Raw genomic sequence first — 19,544 nt, 5'->3', positions numbered from 1 at the left:
TGTCATGTAATGGCGCCATTTCCCGAACGGAGTGGCGTTATGTTATATGAGTTAGTTCTTTCCCTTCGTCAGTGCGTGTACGCTTTGCTCGGCGCAGAACGGACGCTATCCTGGTTTGCGCTGTTGCCGCCGATCGTATTGATCCTGATGATCGTACCGCTTGTGGGCTGCGGCGATAAAAGCGCCGAAAAGCCCGCGCCGGCCCGCCCGGTGCGCTACGTGGTGGTGGGTTCCCCGGCGACGCTTCCCGCTCTGGAAAGAACGGGCGAAATCCACGCGCATGATGAGACGGCCCTGAGCTTTCGTACGGCGGGCAGGATGCTGACGCGCGCGGTGGATGTCGGCGATCGGGTCAACTACGGGCAGCTGCTGGCGACGCTTGAAGAGACCAGCGCGCGAAATCAGCTGGACAGCGCGACGGCTGATGATGAGAGCGCTCGAGCGACCGCCCGGGTCGCCGCGCTGAACGTTAACCGGATGCAGAAGCTCATCGCCACGGGCGCAATCGCCCGCTCTCAGCTGGACAGCGCGCAGGCGGACTGGCTGGTCGCCAGCGCCCGGGTGAAGAGCAGCGAGGCCGCTTTGCGCAACGCCAGGGAAAGCCTGGGCTGGACGCGTCTTACTTCGCCGGGTGAGGGGGTTATCACGGCGGTCAGCGCCTCTCCCGGTCAGGTGGTCAGCGCCGGAGAGACGGTGGTGACGCTGGCGGCGGGTCAGGCGCGCGATGTGGTGTTTGATATCCCGGATCCCGCTAAGGTTGAGGCGCAAAGGGCGGAAGAATTTCAGGTTGCTTTGCTCAGCGATGCCGGGGTGAAGGCCTATGCTGTGTTGCGTGATATTAGCCCACAGGCCGATCCCCAGACCCGGACATGGCGCGTCAGGGCAACGCTCAAGAAACCGCCCGCCGCGATGGCGCTGGGCGCCAGCGTCACGGTAAGGCTGCCGTCATCAGGCTCGACGGGGTACGCCATACCGGCTTCTGCGCTGAGCCGCTGCGGAGATAAACCGGCCGTCTTTGTCATCACCCCGCAGATGCAGGCGCAGCTGCGCGTTGTCGTTCCCGCCAGCTACACGGCTTCTTCCGCGATCATCGCCTCCGGCCTTGTGCCCGGCGACCGGGTTATTACCGCCGGCGTTAGCAAACTGCGCCCGGGCGAAAAAGTCGTCGCCGGAGAGAGGCTGCCGTGAAAATAGCGCCGTCAAAAAATCGCTTTAACCTTTCTGCATGGGCGCTGGAAAACCCGCAAATGGTCAGTTTCTTTATGCTGCTGATTATGGTTATCGGTTCGCTCAGCTATACGCTGCTGCCGCGAAATGAAGATCCGGCTTTCACTATCAAAACGGCGGTAGTCTCGGCGCAGTGGCCGGGCGCGTCGGTAACGGATACCACGCATCTGGTGACGGATGTCCTGGAGAAAAAATTACAGGAAACGCCCTGGCTCGATTATATCGAAAGTGAAACCCGAGCCGGGCAAACGGTTATCTATATTAATCTCCGCGATGACACCCCGGCGCACAACGTCCCGGCGATCTGGTACCAGATCCGCAAAAAAATGCAGGATATTGCGCCATCGCTTCCGGAAGGCGCGCAGGGACCGAGCGTGAACGATGAGTTTGACGACACGTACGGCACCATTTACGGATTTATCCCTGACGGATATAGCCTTGAGGAGGTGCGACAGCGGGTGGAGACGATCCGCCGTGAACTGATGTCCGTGCCGGATATCGGCAAAACGGTCCTCCTTGGCGAGCCGCAGGAGCAGATAGTCATCGCTTTTTCACCCGCCCGGCTGGCCGGTATGGGGCTTACCATTCAGCAGGTTGCGGACGCTCTGAAGGCCCAGAATGCCGTGGCGCCGGCAGGAACCCTGCGCACCGGGCAGGAGAATATCACGCTAAACGTCAGCGGGGCCCTCAGGAGCGAAGCGAGCCTGCGCGCCGTCATCCTGCACATCAACGATCGCTATCTTCCCCTGACCGATATTGCCACGATTGAAAGAAGCGCGGCCGAACCGCCTTCAGCGGCGTTTCGCGTTAACGGACGTCCTGCCGTTGGGCTGGCGATTTCCATGGCGCCGACGGGCAATATGCTGCGCTTTGGCGAGGCGCTGAATAACAGAATGCGCGCCATCGGCGCCGGGCTGCCGCACGGCATCGAGATAGTTAAAGTGGCTGACCAGTCGGCGGTGGTCAGCGGCGCCGTAAGCGGGTTTGTCCGGGTACTGGTGGAAGCCGTGCTGATTGTGCTGGCGGTTTCTTTTGTCTCGCTGGGATTAAGGGCCGGGCTGGTGGTGGCCGCGGCGATCCCGCTGGTGCTGGCGTTGACCTTTGCCGGGATGCTGCTGGCAGGCATTGGTCTACAGCGCATCTCTCTCGGGGCCCTGATCGTTGCGCTAGGGCTGCTGGTGGATGATGCCATGATCGCCGTGGAAACCATGGTATCCCGGCTTGAGGCCGGCGATACGCGACGGCAGGCGGCGACGTACGCTTTCCAAACCACGGCATTTCCGATGTTGACCGGTACGCTGGTCATGATTGCCGGGTTTATTCCCGTCGGTTTTGCCTCATCCAGCGCGGGCGAATACTGCTTTTCGCTGTTTGCCGTGGTGCTGATGGCGCTTCTGAATTCATGGGTCGTGGCGATTCTGTTCTCCCCTTTGACCGGAACGTGGCTGCTGCCGGAAAAGCTGAAACATCGTGCCGCAGGCCCGGGCCGCATGGCGCGGGGATATGGACGACTTCTGCGTACGGTACTGCGCCACCGGCTTGCCACCCTGGGGATTGCGCTGGCCGCGCTGGGACTGTCGGTGTACGGGACCACGTTTATGCAGGGGGAGTTTTTCCCTTCATCTGATCGCCCGGAGCTGCTGGTCAGCCTGACGCTTCCGGCCAATGCTTCGCAGACGGAAACGGAGAAACAAACGGAGAGGCTGGAAAGGGCGCTCGCCGGGAATCGCAATATTGACCATTATTCGACCTATATTGGGGCGGGCGCCATCCGCTTTTATCTGCCGATGGATGTTCTGCTGGATAATGAAAATACGGCGCAGCTGGTGGTGGTGGCGAAAGACCTTGCCGCCCGCGACCGCCTGCGGGAACAGTTAAACACGCTGCTGGCCACGCAATTCAGCGATCTGACCTCGCGCGTTTCGCCTCTGGAGCTAGGGCCTCCGGTGGGCTGGCCGATCAAATACCGGGTCAGCGGGCCGGATTATCTCAAGGTCAGAGAGTATGCCGGGCGTCTGGCCGAGGCGATAGGGCGCTCGCCGTTAACCCGGGAGGTAAATCAGACCGCCGGCGAGCCGGAGAGAACCATCGTCCTGCAGGTGAACCAGACTGCCGCGCGGGCGGCGGGCGTGTCATCGCAGAGTCTGGCGCAGACGCTTAATACCGTCTGGTCAGGCACGACGGTCACATCGCTGAGAGACAATGACCGGCTGGTTGATGTGGTGCTGCGGGCGAACGACAGCGAGCGATTGAATCTTGCCACCCTGTCATCGCTGACGGTTGAGGGGCGCGGTGGAGAAAAAGTTCCCCTCAGCGCGGTGGCCACGCCAACCTGGGGAGTGGACGATCCGGTGCTCTGGCGTCGGCAAAGATTGCCGTTTATCACCGTACAAACCGACCTCGCGCCGGGAATGCGGGCAGAAGGCGTATCGAACGGTCTGCGCCCGACGGTGGATCAACTGCGCGCGGGTTTACCCACCGGTTACAGCATTGTCGAAGGCGGAGTGGTCGCGGAGTCCGAAAAAGGCAACAGCTCGGTATTGAATATTTTACCCGTCACCCTCGGCATTATGCTGTTATTACTGATGCTTCAGCTGCGGCGCTATTCTCGTATGCTGCTGGCTCTGTTCATGGCCCCGTTCGGCTTGCCGGGGATTGTTATGGCCATGCTGCCGGGCGACACGCCAATGGGATTTGTGGCTCTGCTCGGCGTCATCGCGCTGGCGGGGATGATTATCCGCAATGCCGTGATACTTATCACTGAAGTCGACGGCAATCAGGCTCAGGGCATGGAAAGCGATGCCGCTATTATTGCCGCCGCAGAGCACCGGGCCAGGCCGATATTTCTGACCGCCTGCGCCGCGATACTGGGTATGGTCCCCATCTCTCATCAGGTATTCTGGGGACCGATGGCGTATGCCATCATTGGCGGGCTGATTGTCGCGACGCTCGTCACGTTAACCGTGCTGCCGGCGTCCTTTAGCCTGCTGCTGGAGAGGGGAGGATACCGGGAAAAACGTCCCGCCGCTTAATAACACAGGATGGCCGGGGGCGACCCCGGTCGGGGTGCAACAGGCGAAAAAAAAGCCCGTACTTGCGTACGAGCTCTTCTTAAAATATGGCGGTGAGGGGGGGATTCGAACCCCCGATACGTTGCCGTATACACACTTTCCAGGCGTGCTCCTTCAGCCACTCGGACACCTCACCATATTGTTTTGTCGCTCACCTTGGGTGGGCAACGGGGCGCTACTATAGGGAGTTGCGCTAAAACGGTCAAGCAGTATTTATGCTTTCGCTATCGTTCGGTTAAGCAATGAACACTGCCCCGCCGTAGCACGGCGGGGCAGTCATTTTAACGCTGTGAATCAAGCTGTTCGTTATTCTTCACCACGTCCTGAGCTTTGGCGTAGCTCTCAATCAGCAGCTGGTATGCCGGGAAGACCTTGGTATACACCTCGGCCCACTCAGCGGCATCCGGGCGGTTCCAGGTGCGCTGCAGTTCAGAAGCAACCGCTGCGGTATCCATCGGCACGACGCCAGCCTGGACGACGCGGGCGAGGGTGATTTCCTGCGCCATCTTGCTATAGGTACCGGAAGCATCAATGACGGCAAAAACCTTATAGCCATCGGCGACGGCGGCAATGGACGGGAACGCCATGCAGACGCTGGTAATGGTACCGGCGATAATCAGCGTTTTACGCCCGGTCGCTTTTACCGCGGCAACAAATTCCGGGTTATCCCACGCGTTAATCTCTCCTTTACGCGCAATATATTGCGCATGGGGCGCGTTCGCATGAATCTCAGGGATCAGCGGGCCGTTTGGTCCCTGCGGCACTGACGCCGTGGTGATCACCGGGATCCCGGCTAATGAAGCCATCTTCGCCAGCGCGGCGGCGCGCGCCCGCAGCTCCGGCATCGGCATATCACCCACGGTCTGGAACAGACCGCTCTGGTGGTCAATCAGCAGCATGGCGGTATCATTGACATCAATAACCGGACGAGAACCATTAAAGTTAGCTGGGGTAGACATATTATTCACCTCATTCAATATCAGATTTGGCCGAAGCGGCCGCTATTAAAATCACGAACCGCTTCCGCGATTTGTGCTTTGGTATTCATCACAAAGGGGCCATAGCCCACGATCGGCTCCTGCAGCGGTTCACCGGCCATCAGCAGTACTTTTGCGTTGCTACTGGCCGAGAGGTGGAGCGCTTCTCCTTTCTGGCTGAGCACCACCAGCTGACCCTCGCGGGCGCTACCCTCGCCGTTCACCACCACTTCACCTTCCAGAACGACCAGCGCCGTACTCCAGCCGGCAGGCTGATGCAGCGTGATTTCCTGGCTCTGGTTAAGCTGCAGGTCCCAGACGTTAAGCGGAGAAAACGTGTGCGCAGGGCCGACAATATCTTCGTAGCGCCCGGCAATAACCCGCATATGGCCCGCATTATTCGGCAGCTCAACGTCAGGAATCACATCAGCAGTGATGCTCTGGTATCCCGGCTGCGTCATTTTGTCTTTCGCCGGGAGGTTGACCCAGAGCTGAATCATCTTCAGCTCGCCGCCGGTACGGGTAAATTCCGCCGAGTGGAACTCTTCATGCAGGATCCCGGCGCCTGCGGTCATCCACTGCACATCGCCCGGTCCAATGACGCCGCCTCTGCCGGTAGAGTCACGATGTTCAACTTCGCCGGAATAGACCACGGTGACGGTTTCAAATCCGCGATGCGGATGTTCGCCGACGCCGCGTTTGCCTGTCCCCGCCGGGAAGTGATGGGGGCCTGCGTAGTCGAGCAGCAGGAAGGGGCTTAGCTGTTCGCCGTGAGTCTGGTAAGAGAACATTGAGCGAACCGGGAAACCATCGCCTACCCAGTGCTGTGAAGGCGCGGTGTAGATACCTGTAATTTGTTTCATGGTAGTCTCCTGAATAGCTGTTTCTGATGTGAATAAGCATATATTCGCCACTAATAGTCCGCTAGATAGCAAAAATGACCTATACTGTTCTAAAAATGGAACGATGGGGGAAGGATGCAGGATCTCAATGACTTAGCCTGGTTCGTACAGGTGATCGATCACGGTGGTTTTGCCGCGGCGGGCAGGGCGCTCGATCAACCCAAATCCAAGTTGAGCCGTCGTATCGCCCAGCTAGAAGAACGCCTCGGCGTCCGTTTGATTCAACGTACAACCCGGCAGTTTGCGGTAACGGAAGTTGGCCTGACCTTTTATCAGCACTGCAAAGCGATGCTGATCGAGGCGGAAGCGGCAGAACAGGCGGTGGAAACCCTGCGTTCCGAGCCGCGCGGGAGCGTAAAGCTGACCTGCCCGGTAACGCTATTGCATGCGCATATCGGGCCGATGCTGGCACGGTTTATGGTGCGCTATCCGGGCGTGAATCTGCAGCTGGAAGCGACTAACCGACGCGTTGATGTTGTTGGAGAGGGCGTCGACGTCGCGATTCGCGTACGTCCAAGGCCGATAGAAGATAGCGATCTGGTGATGCGTGTTCTGGCCGATCGCGGGCACCGTCTGGTCGCCAGCCCCCGGTTGGTGGAGCGGCAGGGGCAGCCTCAGGTTCCTTCAGCGCTAAGCGATTGGCCGGGGTTAAGCCTCGGGGCGGGCAAGCATCAGCATAAGTGGCAGTTGACCGGCCCGGAGGGGGCAAGGGCGGAAATCTACTTTACTCCCCGGCTGGTCACCACGGATATGCTGGCGCTCCGTGAAGCGGCCATTGCCGGCGTTGGGGTGGTACAGCTTCCTTTATTAATGGTGCGCGATCAGTTGGCCGCCGGAGAGCTGGTGGTTGTCCTCGATGAGTGGCAACCGCGCAGGGAGGTGATCCATGCGGTGTTTGCCTCTCGTCGCGGATTACTCCCCTCGGTCAGGGCGCTGGTGGATTTTCTCAGCGAAGAGTATCAGCGGATGGAAGAGGATTAGCATTTGCCACAATCCCGGCGGCGGCGCGATGCGCCTGTCCGGGCTCGGATTACCGGCGATCTGCGGCCCGGTAGCCCGGCTAAGCGCAGCGCAAGCCGGGAAGAAGCCACAGCAATACCACCTCACGGCATATTCCCCGGGTTGCGGCGTAAACGCCTTACCCGGGCTACGGACTATCGGCAATCTGCGGTACTGTAGCCCGGGCACGCGCATCGCGCAGCCCCCGGGAGAAGAGCATGGAGTAGAAGAATTTCCCGGAGGCGATGCTGCGCATCTGTCCGGGCTTGTATGATTACTCCGTCAGAAAGAACCGGCCAGTTCTCTCTGATGGCGGTCCGGATGCCGTGTCCGGGCTTAGGCTTTCGCGCCTGTTCCGTAGATCCTTTGCACCGGACCGCCGTTCTTTCTCATGTGATAAACCGGACAGTATCATGGACCGGCTTTCACCGGTAACCCGTATTTGCAAGGTTGGTTTCACTATGGAAAATGAACTCCACTTCATCGGTATTGATGTCGCCAAAGCTAAACTGGATGTCGATATTCTTCGCCCTGATGGCCGGCATCGCTGTAAAAAATTTGACAATACCCTCTCCGGACACGAAGCGCTGGTCCGCTGGCTTCGCGGCCATGACGTGAACCGTGCCCATGTCTGCATGGAGTCCACCAGCACCTACATGGAAGACGCGGCCGCGCATCTGAGTGATGCCGGGTATACCGTGTCCATCATCAACCCCGCCCTCAGTAAAGCTTTCGCACAGAGTGAGGGGTTGCGCAGTAAAACTGACAAAGTGGACGCCCGTATGCTGGCTCACTTCTGCCGGGAAAAACGCCCGTCAGCCTGGGAGGCCCCTCATCCGACAGAGCGGGCACTGAAAGCCCTGGTGTTAAGGCATCAGGCGCTGACAGAGATGCAGACGCAGGAGAAAAACCGGCGGGAAACCGCGCCGGAGGTTCAGCTGGCCAGCATTGATATCCTGCTGGGATGTCTGAGCGCGGAGCTGGCGCGTATCGAAAAACAGATAAAAGACCTGACGGATAACGACCCGGATATGAAACGACGGCGGAAGCTGCTGAACAGTATTCCGGGCATCGGGGAGAAAACAGCGGCTGTTCTGCTGGCGTATACGGGCCTGAGGCTGAAGTTCGGTACAGCGCGGCAGTTCGCGGCGTATGCAGGACTGACGCCGGTGCAGCATGAGTCGGGAAGCAGCGTGATGCGGGCGAGCCGGATGAGCAAAGCGGGGCCGGTTCAACTGCGCAAGGCGTTATACATGCCAGCGTTATCGGCGCTGTACCATACGGCGTGGGGAAAAGCGTTCAGGAAAAGGCTGGAAGAGAGCGGAAAGCGGGCAAAAGTCATCATAGGGGCGATGATGCGAAAGCTGGCGCAGGTGGCTTATGGAGTACTGAAGTCAGGAAAGGCGTTCGATGCGTCACAGCATGAGCTGTTGATAGCGTAACAACGTTCCCTGAGAAAAAACGACAGCACCAGAGAGTGCTGTCGTTGGTGTGCCTGTCATCCGGGAGCCGGAGAAAGTATCGGCAACTAAAAATGGTTGCAGGCGTTCACAGTATCTACCGGACGGGGTGCTATATGCGAAAAAAAAGCCCGTACTTGCGTACGAGCTCTTCTTAAAATATGGCGGTGAGGGGGGGATTCGAACCCCCGATACGTTGCCGTATACACACTTTCCAGGCGTGCTCCTTCAGCCACTCGGACACCTCACCATATTGTCTTTCCCGTTGTTGCCGGGAACGGGCGCTAATTTAGGGAAATACGTATCTCCCGTCAATCAACTTTTTTAAAAAATCGCGCGTTTAGCCAAACTTCAAGCAACTTGCTCCCTAAATGGGCGAAAATCGATTTTTTTATCGCCATTCCCTTTTTCGCACGCTCGGCGAATGAAATTTGCTATGCTGGCAATCCAATAGAAAACAACGAGTAAAACGCGACGCTAACCTAACCTGCCAGCAGCGTCGGCTATCAGGAGCCTTTATGGATATCATCTTTTACCACCCCACGTTCGACACCCCTTTCTGGATTACGGAACTGGAAAAACAGCTGCCCGGCTCGCGCGTCCGCGAGTGGAAACCCGGAGATAATCAACCCGCTGACTATGCGCTGGTCTGGCATCCGCCGGTAGAAATGCTCCAGGGCCGCCAGCTTAAAGCCGTCTTTGCCCTTGGCGCCGGCGTCGATTCAATCCTCAGCAAACTGCGGGAACACCCGGAAATGCTGCCGCTGTCAACTCCGCTGTTCCGTCTGGAAGACACCGGCATGGGGCTGCAGATGCAAGAATACGCGGTGAGCCAGGTGTTGCACTGGTTCCGTCGTTTTGATGACTATCAGGCATTAAAACAAGAGGCGCGGTGGCAGCCGCTGGAGGAGTATCAGCGTGAAGATTTCACCATCGGCATTATGGGCGCGGGCGTGCTTGGCGCGAAAGTGGCCGAAGCCCTGCAAAGCTGGGGTTTTCCGTTACGCATCTGGAGCCGCAGCCGCAAATCCTGGCCGCAGGTCACCAGCTTTGCCGGAGAAGAGGAGCTGAATGCGTTCCTCAACGGAACACGAGTGCTGATAAACCTGCTGCCCAACACGGCGGAAACCGTTGGAATTATTAATAGCGCGCGCCTGGCGCAGCTGCCGGATAACAGCTACGTGCTGAATCTGGCTCGCGGTGTTCATGTGGTAGAAGACGATCTGCTGGACGCGCTGAATAGCGGCAAGTTGAAAGGCGCGATGCTGGATGTGTACAGCCGCGAACCGCTGCCTGAAGCGAGCCCGCTTTGGCGGCATCCGCGAGTGGCGATGACGCCGCATGTTGCCGCCGTCACCCGGCCTCTGGAAGCCATGGCTTATATCGCCAAAACCATCGGTCAGTTAGAACGAGGTGAAACGGTCAGCGGGCAGGTCGATCGCCAGCTGGGATACTAAGCGACAGCCCCGCGTGAGCGGGGTTTTTGCTGATCACAGGCGCAGATTCCTGCTATTCTTGCCACAAACAGAGAAGGAGATTGTGATGTATCCTGTTGACCTGCACATGCATACCGTCGCCAGCACCCACGCCTACAGTACCCTGCACGATTATATTGCAGAAGCAAAGCGCAAGGGGATCAAACTCTTTGCTATTACCGACCACGGGCCCGATATGGCCGATGCGCCTCACTACTGGCATTTTATTAATATGCGTATCTGGCCGCGGCTGGTGGAGGGCGTTGGTATCCTGCGCGGTATCGAAGCCAATATCAAAAATACCCAGGGCGAAATTGACTGTACCGGCCCGATGCTCAACTCGCTGGACCTGATCATTGCCGGTTTTCACGAGCCGGTGTTCCCTCCAAAGGATAAAGCAACGCATACCGAAGCGATGATCGCCACGATAGCGAGCGGCGCGGTGCATATCATTAGCCATCCGGGTAATCCTAAGTTTCCCGTTGATATCCCGGCCATTGCCGCGGCAGCAGCGAAGCACCACGTGGCGCTGGAAATCAATAACTCATCCTTTGTTTCGTCGCGCATTGGCAGCGAAGATAACTGCCGTGCCGTTGCCGCGGCCGTACGCGATGCCGGCGGCTGGGTTGCGCTGGGTTCGGATTCCCATACGGCATTCACGCTTGGTGAATTTAGCGAATGTCGCAAAATCCTCGATGCTGTTGATTTTCCGGAAGAGCGAATTCTTAACGTGACGCCGCGGCGTCTGCTTAATTTTCTTGAATCGCGTGGGATGCCTGCGATTCCTGAGTTTGCTGAACTTTAATTTGAATAACTGGAATAAATGAATGAATGAGTTTTCAATCCTCTGCCGCGTGCTGGGCTCTCTCTATTATCGTCAGCCGCAGGACCCGCTGCTGGTGCCGCTGTTTACCCTTATTCGCGAAGGGAAGCTGGCAGCGAGCTGGCCGCTGGAGCAGGATGAACTGCTGGAGCGTCTGCAAAAAAGCTGCGATATGCCGTCTCTGGCCGCCGAATACAACGCGCTGTTTGTCGGTGAAGAGTGCCGCGTGGCGCCTTACCGTAGCGCATGGGTAGAAGGCGCTACGGAAGCTGACGTTCGTACTTTCCTCAGCGCGCATGGTGTCCCCACGGGGGAGGGCGCGGCGGATCATTTAGGCTCCTTGCTGCTGGCCGCTTCGTGGCTGGAAGATCACACGCCGGAAGATGAAAGCGACGTTCTGGAAACCCTTTTCGCTGAGTATATTCTGCCGTGGTGCGGCGAGTTCCTGGGCAAAGTTGAAGCCCATGCAACCACGCCGTTCTGGCGCGCCATGGCCCCGCTGACTCGTGAAGCCCTCTCCGCCATGTGGGATGAGCTGCAGGAAGAAAATGAGCAATAAATTGTGATTAAAGTCACAATTTAGTTGCAACAAAACATTCTGAATTTCATTTAGTGTGCTCTGTGTCGCATTTGACGGGCGCGTTTCTGCTATGATACGCGCCATGAACATACTCTTCGCAATCGCATTAACGACGGGCATTCTCTCCGGTATCTGGGGATGGGTGGCGGTCGCATTGGGTCTGCTGAGCTGGGCAGGTTTCCTCGGCTGTACGGCTTACTTTGCCTGTCCGCAAGGTGGGTTAAAAGGGCTGCTTATTTCGACCTGTACGGTCATGAGCGGCGTGGTGTGGGCGCTGGTGATTATTCACGGTAGCGCGCTGGCGCCGCAGCTGGAAGTGGTTAGCTATATCATGACCGGCGTCGTGGCGTTTTTGATGTGTATCCAGGCGCGTCAGCTGATTCTCTCTTTTGTGCCGGGTACTTTTATCGGCGCGTGTGCGACGTTTGCCGCCGGCGGCGACTGGCGTTTAGTTGTGCCTTCACTCGCGCTGGGCCTGGTATTTGGCTATGCCATGAAAAATAGCGGCCTGTGGCTGGCGACCCGGGCGGAGAAAAATAAATCTCTGGCTAATCAAAGTCGCGAATCTTTTTAACCTATCCCACTTTTCATCACCAAAGAGCCCGTCGGGCTCTTTGGCTGTTTTTGCTGCCAAGTATTACCTCATCATAAATCTTCCCGCCATTTTGTTTTTCCTTATATATCCGCAACTTTAACTGTACCGGGAGTTAGTGAATCGATTTTGTTAGCACATTTAAACAAATGATATTTTTTGTTTTTAAATTGTTAATATAATTAAATTGAAGTAAAAAAAATTAACTCGTCGCACTCATGGATGGCTGGTGCTCTTCAGTAGCTATACCGATATGCAGAGGAGTTTTATAATGAAAACAATTAGATATGCTTCGCTTGCAGCCCTGTTTATATTACCCTCGTTTATTAGCCCTGCGATCGCCGAACAGACCGTGGCTGGCGTCGTCCATTTTTACGGACGGGTGGTGGAAGCACCCTGCCAGCTCGATGCAATCAATAATCAGGTTATTATGGATTGCCCGCGGGCGGAGACGATTAAAATTTCCGCTCAGCAGCTTGAGAAAGGGAATATCCGCAACGAAAATATCCGTTCTGCGCAATTACGCTATATTAATCCGCAACGGACCCTCGCCATTCTGGATGTTGATTATCGGTAACCCTCTGCCCCCGGGCTTTCGCCCCGGGGGCTATCGTGCCATATTATCCTCCTGTATTCCTTTCAAGACGTATGCCGACAGGAGGAGAAATGGCTGTTCAACCTGAAGTGGTTCTCGGCGATATTACCAGGCTTGAGGTCGATGTTATCGTCAACGCGGCTAATCCGTCGCTGCTTGGCGGCGGCGGGGTAGACGGGGCGATTCACCGCGCGGCAGGGCCGGAACTGCTGGCTGCCTGCAAAGTTGTGCGGCAACAGCAGGGAGAGTGTCCGCCGGGCCATGCGGTGATTACGGCGGCAGGAAATCTGCCCGCCAGCGCGGTGATTCACGCCGTAGGGCCGGTCTGGCACGGCGGTGACAGGCAGGAGGCGGAATTACTGGCTGACGTTTACAAAAATAGCCTGCTGCTGGCCTCGGCAAATAATTACCGATCCATCGCATTTCCTGCTATCAGCACCGGCGTATATGGTTACCCTAAACAGGCCGCCGCGGAGATAGCCGTGCGGACGGTAACTGCCTTTCTCACTCGCTACAATCCGCTGGAGCGCGTTTATTTCGTTTGTTTTGATAGCGAAACCGCCGGCATCTATACCCAATTACTCGAGGCGAGTCGCGCGCAACTCGGCCATCAGAATAAGATATGATAGTTTCCTGCGAAGACGGGAAACTATCATAATGGGAGAGTCATCGGTGACTGAAGGGAAGGTTCTACAAAAACAACGGCTTCGCCGGATGGAAATTGTTGCCGCGGCACAAAAATGTTTCGCGGAAAAGGGCCTGCATGGCGCCTCCGTAGCGGATATTGCGCGTCAGGCTGGCCTTAGCGTAGGCCAGCTATATCGCGTTTTCGCCAGCAAAGAAGAGATCATCGAAGTTATCGTCAGCGAGATCGTGAATGCCAGAGTGGGCGAAATGGTTGCCGGGAATCATGATTTAGCCCGCATGGCTTCAGTTTTAGCCGGCGTGCTCCCCGCGACCGAGTCTACGAAAAACGATAATTATCTGCTGATGGAAATTAACGCCGAGGCGTCCCGAAATCCGCGCCTGCGTGAAATTATGATCCAGGCCGATCGTCGCCTGAAAGAGGAGGGCGGGCGGCTTACCCGCCACTACCATCCTGAGATGACCGCGGAGCAAATTAGCGTCGCCTGCGAATTTATCGCGATATTAACGGAAGGGGCGGCATACCGTTGCGACCTGGCGACGGCTCCGACGGTAGATAAAGCGGCGATGGAGAGCCTGTACCGCGATGTCTTTCAGCTGTTGTTTGCGCAAAAATAGCGCTGCTATGTGCGTTCCACACAGCAGCTCCCTGTTTTAACTGGCGGAAATTTGCGGCTTAGCCGTCTTTTGCTGGAATTTTCCGGAAAAAAGAAAGCGCAACAGCGGTATCCGCAGATGAATTTCATACAGCACCAGTGCAATCCCGACAACAAAAACCAGCCCGGTGATAAATCCAAGGGTATTTGATTGAATGACCGGGGTTATCCATGCCCCGTAGAGCAGGGTCAGAGGGTGGTGCACCAGGTAGATAAATAGCGATGCGTTGACGAAGTAGGTCACCCGCGCGGACTGGAAATTTAACAAACGGTGGCCAAGCGAAAAGACCACGTTGACCATCCATAGCCCCAGCACCATCGTAATCACGTACTCCGTTTCGTACATCCAGCCATCGCCCGAGCCGTACTGCTGATTCAGTCGGTAGGCGATAAATCCCAGTAAAGCCGCCACAAAGCACCACGGCGAGGGAGTCGTGAACATCGTCTTCAGCCGCGCGTTAATAAACGTCTGGGCGCCCAGGATAAAGAAAGGCAGATAGAACAGCGTCTGCATCACGATAAAGTTGAACAGACCGTTGCTGAGAATGGGCGGATAGAGAATAAAAATAGTGCGGCGGATGACCGCGTACAGCACGCCCAGAGCGAGAAAAATCATCGACAGCTGGCCTAATGTGACGGTGTCACCAAAGGTGGGCGCAGCGGCAGAACGCGGTCGCGTCAGCCATTTGAACATCACCACGCCCAGCGACGTCAGGACCACCAGCACCAACAAAAACCACAGATGAGAGATCAGCTCCCAGGCGAGGGTGTTGAACTTGTCATAGCCTGACAGCGTATGCCAGTTATCCGCTTTACCGTTGACGTACTGCAGCATAATAAACTGCGGCAGGGTCAGGAGCGGGATCGCCGTTAACATGGGAATGCCGACGCGCTCAACGCGTACTTTCCACCATTTTTTCAGCGGATAGCGCAGAAAAAGCATGTAGGAAAAATAGCCGGAAATCACAAAGAAGACCTGCATGCGAAAGGCATGGATGAAGTCGTTAAATAACGTCAGCCACCACGAGGGCTCGGCGCTGTTAACATGCCAGCTGTGGCTGGAGTAAATGAGCGAAATGTGAAAAGGGATGCCCAATAGCATCAGCCAGGCGCGGATGCTATCGAAAAAATATTCACGCTGTACCGGAGTATTATTCATACAATATCACTACATTCTCAGACAATTCGTCTTATCACTCAACGTGATAACGTTTAAATTCTCTGCAACCCTACATGAACTCTGGTTAACTGTCTCCAGGATAAGCACGCAAAGTGCAAACGGGGCAGTAACTGTGTATTCCCTGTGCCGCGATGCCGAACAATGCAGGGATTATGTTGTCGGAATGCCTGAGTTTCCATTAAAATAGATCGGATCGATTTAAGCACACAAAGGGGGAAGTGCTTACTTATATGAAACATAAACCACAGATGATGAAAATGCGTTGGTTAAGCGCAGCCGTAATGTTGTCCCTGTGTACTTCATCTGCATGGGCATTCAGCATTGATGACGTCGCAAAAGAGGCACAAACGTTAGCCGGCAAAGGCTTTGAAGCGCCTAAAAGTAACCTGCCCTCTGCCTTCCGCGACATGAAGTATGCGGACTATCAGCAAATTCAGTTTAATCACGACAAAGCCTATTGGAATAATCTGAAAAGCCCGTTCAAGCTCGAGTTTTATCACCAGGGAATGTATTTCGATACGCCGGTCACCATTAATGAAGTGACGGCAACCAGCGTACGTAAAATTAAATATAGCCCGGACTATTTTAATTTTGGCAACGTTCAGCACGATAAAGACACGGTTAAAGACCTCGGTTTTGCGGGCTTTAAGGTTCTGTATCCGATCAACAGCAAAGACAAGAACGATGAGATCGTCAGCATGCTCGGAGCCAGCTATTTCCGCGTGCTCGGTCAGGGCCAGGTATATGGGCTTTCTGCCCGCGGACTGGCTATCGATACCGCGCTGCCGTCCGGAGAAGAGTTCCCGCGCTTCCGTGAGTTCTGGATTGAGCGTCCTAAAGCCACCGATAAACGCCTGACGATTTATGCGCTGCTTGATTCCCCGCGCGCAACCGGCGCCTATCGCTTTGTGATCATGCCCGGTCGCGATACCGTGGTGGACGTGCAGTCTAAGGTCTATCTGCGTGACAAAGTCGGTAAACTGGGCGTGGCGCCGTTAACCAGCATGTTCCTGTTCGGGCCGCATCAGCCGTCTCCGACCACCAACTACCGCCCGGCGCTGCACGACTCCAACGGGCTGTCCATTCTTGCCGGTAACGGTGAGTGGATCTGGCGTCCGCTCAATAACCCGAAACACCTGGCCGTCAGCAGCTACGCAATGGAAAACCCGCAGGGGTTTGGCCTGCTGCAGCGCGGCCGTCAGTTCTCGCGTTTTGAAGACCTCGACGACCGCTACGATCTGCGCCCAAGCGCGTGGATTACGCCGAAAGGTGATTGGGGCAAAGGGAAAATCGAACTGGTCGAGATCCCAACCAACGATGAAACCAACGATAACATCGTCACCTACTGGACGCCGGATCAGCTGCCGGAACCCGGCAAAGAGATGAACTTCAAATACACCATCACTTTCAGCCGTGACGAAGACAAACTGCATGCGCCGGATAACGCTTACGTTATGCAGACCCGCCGTTCTACCGGCGACGTCAAGCAATCGAATCTGATCCGCCAGCCTGATGGCACCATTGCCTTTATTGTCGATTTCACCGGCGCCGAGATGAAAAAGCTGCCCGCAGATACGCCAGTGACTGCCCAGGCCAGCATCGGCGATAACGCTGAAATCGTCGAAAATACCGTGCGCTACAACCCAGTAACGAAAGGCTGGCGTATGATCCTGCGCGTCAAAGTGAAAGATCCTAAGAAAACCACGGATATGCGCGCAGCCCTGGTCAATACCGACCAGACGCTGAGCGAAACCTGGAGCTATCAGCTGCCTGCCAATGAATAAGATAACGAAGTACATCGACGCATTGCCGCTGTCGGATGCAGAAAAACGCGCGTTACCTGACGCAAGTCTGCAGGCCGTACATCAAGCACTGGACGCTGAACATCACGTTTACCACCGCGAAGACGACTCCCCGCTGGGGTCGGTAAAATCGCGGCTGGAGCACAGCTGGCCAGATTCACTGGCCGGTAACCAGCTGGTTAAGGATGACGAAGGGCGCACCCAGCTCAACGCCATGCCGAAAGCAAAACGCTCCTCCATGTTTCCGGACCCCTGGCGGACTAACCCGGTCGGGCGCTTCTGGGATCGGCTGCGCGGACGCGACGTGACGCCGCGCTATCTTTCTCGCCTGAGCCAGGAAGAGCAGGAGAGCGAGCAGAAATGGCGTACCGTCGGCTCTATCCGCCGCTACATTCTTCTGCTGCTGACGCTGGCGCAGACCGTGGTGGCGACGTGGTACATGAAAACCATTTTGCCCTACCAGGGCTGGGCGCTGATTAACCCGGCGGATATGGTGGGGCAGAACCTGTGGATCTCCTTTATGCAGCTGCTGCCCTATGTGCTGCAGTCGGGGATCCTGATCCTGTTCGCCGTGCTTTTTTGCTGGGTCTCAGCGGGGTTCTGGACCGCGCTGATGGGCTTCCTGCAGCTGCTCATCGGGCGTGATAAGTACAGTATCTCAGCCTCCACCGTCGGGAATGAGCCGTTGAACCCGGAGCATCGCACGGCGCTGATCATGCCGATCTGCAACGAAGACGTTGACCGCGTATTCGCGGGCCTGCGTGCGACCTGGGAGTCGGTAAAGGCCAGCGGCAACGCCGAGCACTTTGATGTCTATATCCTGAGCGATAGCTACAACCCGGACATCTGCGTGGCAGAGCAAAAGGCGTGGATGGAGCTCATTGCTGAAGTGCAGGGCGAAGGGCAGATCTTCTATCGCCGCCGCCGCCGCCGCGTGAAGCGCAAAAGCGGTAACATTGATGACTTCTGCCGCCGTTGGGGTAGCCAGTATAGCTACATGGTGGTGCTGGATGCCGACTCCGTCATGAGCGGTGAGTGCCTGAGCGGCCTGGTGCGCCTGATGGAAGCGAACCCGAATGCCGGTATCATCCAGTCATCGCCTCGCGCGTCGGGCATGGATACGCTGTATGCTCGCTGTCAGCAATTTGCCACCCGCGTCTACGGCCCGCTGTTTACCGCCGGGCTGCACTTCTGGCAGTTGGGCGAATCGCACTACTGGGGACACAACGCCATTATCCGGGTGAAACCATTTATTGAGCACTGTGCCCTCGCGCCGCTGCCGGGTGAGGGTAACTTCGCGGGTTCCATTCTGTCGCACGACTTCGTCGAAGCCGCATTGATGCGTCGCGCCGGATGGGGGGTCTGGATTGCTTACGATCTCCCCGGATCTTATGAAGAGCTGCCGCCGAACCTGCTGGACGAGCTGAAACGCGATCGCCGCTGGTGTCAGGGGAACCTGATGAACTTCCGCCTGTTCCTGGTTAAAGGGATGCACCCGGTTCACCGCGCGGTGTTCCTGACCGGCGTGATGTCATACCTGTCGGCGCCGCTGTGGTTTATGTTCCTTGCGCTCTCAACTGCCCTGCAGGTGGTGCATGCGTTGACCGAACCGCAGTACTTTCTGCAGCCGCGGCAGCTGTTCCCGGTCTGGCCGCAGTGGCGTCCGGAGCTGGCCATTGCCCTGTTTGCTTCCACCATGGTGCTGCTGTTTCTGCCGAAGCTGCTGAGTATTATCCTGGTGTGGTGTAAAGGGCCAAAAGAGTACGGCGGATTTATCCGCGTGACCCTTTCTCTGCTGCTGGAGGTGCTCTTTTCGGTGCTGCTGGCGCCGGTGCGTATGCTGTTCCATACCGTGTTTGTGGTCAGCGCGTTCCTCGGCTGGGAAGTGGTGTGGAACTCGCCGCAGCGTGATGACGACTCTACCCCGTGGGGCGAAGCGTTTATGCGTCACGGCTCGCAGATGCTGTTGGGTCTGGTCTGGGCGGTGGGCATGGCATGGCTGGATCTGCGCTTCCTGTTCTGGCTGGCGCCGATTGTGGTGTCGCTGATTCTGTCGCCGTTCGTGTCGGCCATTTCCAGCCGCGCCACCATCGGCCTGCGCACTAAACGCTGGAAGCTGTTCCTGATCCCGGAAGAGTACTCCCCGCCGCAGGTGCTTAAAGATACTGACGCTTATCTGACGCTCAACCGTCAGCGTTCGCTGGACGACGGCTTTATGCATGCGGTATTTAACCCGTCGTTTAACGCGCTGGCAACGGCGATGGCCACCGCGCGCCACCGTCACGGGCATATTCTGGATATCGCCCGCGAACGTCACGTTGAGCAGGCGCTGAACGAGACGCCGGATAAACTAAACCGCGATCGTCGTCTGGTATTGCTGAGCGACCCGGTCACGATGTCACGCTTGCACTATCGCGTGTGGGCCGCGCCGGAGAAATACTCTTCGTGGGTAGGCGCCTATCAGCAGCTGACGTTGAATCCGCTGGCGTTAAAAACGAAGTAAGCCGTACGTTAAGGAAAATACCGGCAATGGTGCCGGTATTTTTTTACCTGAAAATCG

The 19,544-nt window shown here is 56.8% G+C and carries 16 protein-coding genes and 2 tRNA genes; 13 read left to right on the top strand and 5 right to left on the bottom strand.

The window, feature by feature from the left end; translation table 11 throughout:
- Positions 1 to 39 precede the first annotated feature (39 nt).
- Positions 40 to 1,188, top strand: coding sequence for an efflux RND transporter periplasmic adaptor subunit (locus JLG71_RS17120; protein WP_049083456.1), 1,149 nt, complete (start codon positions 40 to 42; stop codon positions 1,186 to 1,188).
- A complete protein-coding gene (locus JLG71_RS17115) occupies positions 1,185 to 4,259 on the top strand; it encodes an efflux RND transporter permease subunit (protein ID WP_064375691.1) in 3,075 nt (1,024 codons plus the stop codon). The genes JLG71_RS17120 and JLG71_RS17115 overlap by 4 nt, the downstream gene beginning before the upstream one ends.
- Positions 4,260 to 4,346: 87 nt before the next feature.
- Here the strand turns inward: JLG71_RS17115 and JLG71_RS17110 are convergent.
- From JLG71_RS17110 to JLG71_RS17100, 3 genes are all read right to left on the bottom strand, one after another.
- A tRNA-Ser gene (locus JLG71_RS17110) sits at positions 4,347 to 4,434 on the bottom strand.
- A 145-nt stretch (positions 4,435 to 4,579) separates the two neighbouring features.
- Complete coding sequence (locus tag JLG71_RS17105; protein WP_014228814.1) at positions 4,580 to 5,257, bottom strand: isochorismatase family protein; 678 nt, start codon at positions 5,255 to 5,257, stop codon at positions 4,580 to 4,582.
- Positions 5,258 to 5,277: 20 nt separating this feature from the next.
- The gene (locus JLG71_RS17100) at positions 5,278 to 6,138 is read right to left on the bottom strand and encodes a pirin family protein (protein ID WP_014228815.1); all 861 of its coding nucleotides are present in this window, start codon (positions 6,136 to 6,138) and stop codon (positions 5,278 to 5,280) included.
- Positions 6,139 to 6,252: 114 nt separating this feature from the next.
- Here JLG71_RS17100 and JLG71_RS17095 point away from each other — a divergent pair, with 114 nt between their 5' ends.
- Positions 6,253 to 7,158 carry a LysR family transcriptional regulator gene (locus JLG71_RS17095; RefSeq protein WP_014228816.1) on the top strand — a complete coding sequence of 302 codons (906 nt, stop codon included), beginning with the start codon at positions 6,253 to 6,255 and terminating at the stop codon, positions 7,156 to 7,158.
- 479 nt (positions 7,159 to 7,637) lie between these two features.
- Positions 7,638 to 8,618: an IS110 family RNA-guided transposase gene (locus tag JLG71_RS17090; protein ID WP_032747738.1), complete on the top strand. Its 981-nt coding sequence runs from the start codon at positions 7,638 to 7,640 to the stop codon at positions 8,616 to 8,618.
- Between the two features lie 180 nt (positions 8,619 to 8,798).
- On the opposite strand, the gene JLG71_RS17085 is transcribed toward JLG71_RS17090, so the two are convergent.
- A tRNA-Ser gene (locus tag JLG71_RS17085) sits at positions 8,799 to 8,886 on the bottom strand.
- 268 nt (positions 8,887 to 9,154) lie between these two features.
- Between JLG71_RS17085 and ghrA the strand changes: the two genes are divergently transcribed.
- The 7 genes from ghrA (at position 9,155) to JLG71_RS17050 (ending at position 13,964) form a co-directional block, all read left to right on the top strand.
- The gene (gene ghrA / locus JLG71_RS17080; protein WP_014838073.1) at positions 9,155 to 10,093 is read left to right on the top strand and encodes a glyoxylate/hydroxypyruvate reductase GhrA; all 939 of its coding nucleotides are present in this window, start codon (positions 9,155 to 9,157) and stop codon (positions 10,091 to 10,093) included.
- Positions 10,094 to 10,178: 85 nt separating this feature from the next.
- Positions 10,179 to 10,916 carry a phosphatase gene (locus JLG71_RS17075; protein WP_025106900.1) on the top strand — a complete coding sequence of 246 codons (738 nt, stop codon included), beginning with the start codon at positions 10,179 to 10,181 and terminating at the stop codon, positions 10,914 to 10,916.
- 22 nt (positions 10,917 to 10,938) lie between these two features.
- Positions 10,939 to 11,493 (top strand): TorD/DmsD family molecular chaperone, encoded by a 555-nt coding sequence (locus tag JLG71_RS17070; RefSeq protein ID WP_070596107.1) that lies wholly within the window; start codon positions 10,939 to 10,941, stop codon positions 11,491 to 11,493.
- 103 nt (positions 11,494 to 11,596) lie between these two features.
- Positions 11,597 to 12,088 (top strand): DUF1097 domain-containing protein, encoded by a 492-nt coding sequence (locus JLG71_RS17065; RefSeq protein WP_014228820.1) that lies wholly within the window; start codon positions 11,597 to 11,599, stop codon positions 12,086 to 12,088.
- 289 nt (positions 12,089 to 12,377) lie between these two features.
- Positions 12,378 to 12,683 carry a type 1 fimbrial protein gene (locus JLG71_RS17060; protein WP_014228821.1) on the top strand — a complete coding sequence of 102 codons (306 nt, stop codon included), beginning with the start codon at positions 12,378 to 12,380 and terminating at the stop codon, positions 12,681 to 12,683.
- Positions 12,684 to 12,772: 89 nt separating this feature from the next.
- Positions 12,773 to 13,327: an O-acetyl-ADP-ribose deacetylase gene (ymdB, locus tag JLG71_RS17055; protein ID WP_014228822.1), complete on the top strand. Its 555-nt coding sequence runs from the start codon at positions 12,773 to 12,775 to the stop codon at positions 13,325 to 13,327.
- A gap of 46 nt (positions 13,328 to 13,373) precedes the next feature.
- A complete protein-coding gene (locus JLG71_RS17050; RefSeq protein ID WP_004849849.1) occupies positions 13,374 to 13,964 on the top strand; it encodes a TetR/AcrR family transcriptional regulator in 591 nt (196 codons plus the stop codon).
- A 36-nt stretch (positions 13,965 to 14,000) separates the two neighbouring features.
- On the opposite strand, the gene mdoC is transcribed toward JLG71_RS17050, so the two are convergent.
- Complete coding sequence (gene mdoC / locus JLG71_RS17045) at positions 14,001 to 15,161, bottom strand: glucans biosynthesis protein MdoC (protein ID WP_004849851.1); 1,161 nt, start codon at positions 15,159 to 15,161, stop codon at positions 14,001 to 14,003.
- Between the two features lie 251 nt (positions 15,162 to 15,412).
- Between mdoC and mdoG the strand changes: the two genes are divergently transcribed.
- Both mdoG and mdoH read left to right on the top strand, forming a co-directional pair.
- A complete protein-coding gene (gene mdoG / locus JLG71_RS17040) occupies positions 15,413 to 16,966 on the top strand; it encodes a glucans biosynthesis protein MdoG (RefSeq protein WP_004101027.1) in 1,554 nt (517 codons plus the stop codon).
- On the top strand, positions 16,959 to 19,487 hold the full coding sequence (gene mdoH / locus JLG71_RS17035) for a glucans biosynthesis glucosyltransferase MdoH (protein WP_014228826.1): 2,529 nt from the start codon (positions 16,959 to 16,961) through the stop codon (positions 19,485 to 19,487). The genes mdoG and mdoH overlap by 8 nt, the downstream gene beginning before the upstream one ends.
- Positions 19,488 to 19,544: the final 57 nt, after the last annotated feature.

Origin of the sequence: Klebsiella michiganensis, assembly GCF_015139575.1 — a bacterium.
Taxonomy (GTDB): domain Bacteria; phylum Pseudomonadota; class Gammaproteobacteria; order Enterobacterales; family Enterobacteriaceae; genus Klebsiella; species Klebsiella michiganensis.
Note: the sequence above shows the minus strand (reverse complement) of the source record. Positions and strands in the feature narration are given on the sequence as shown.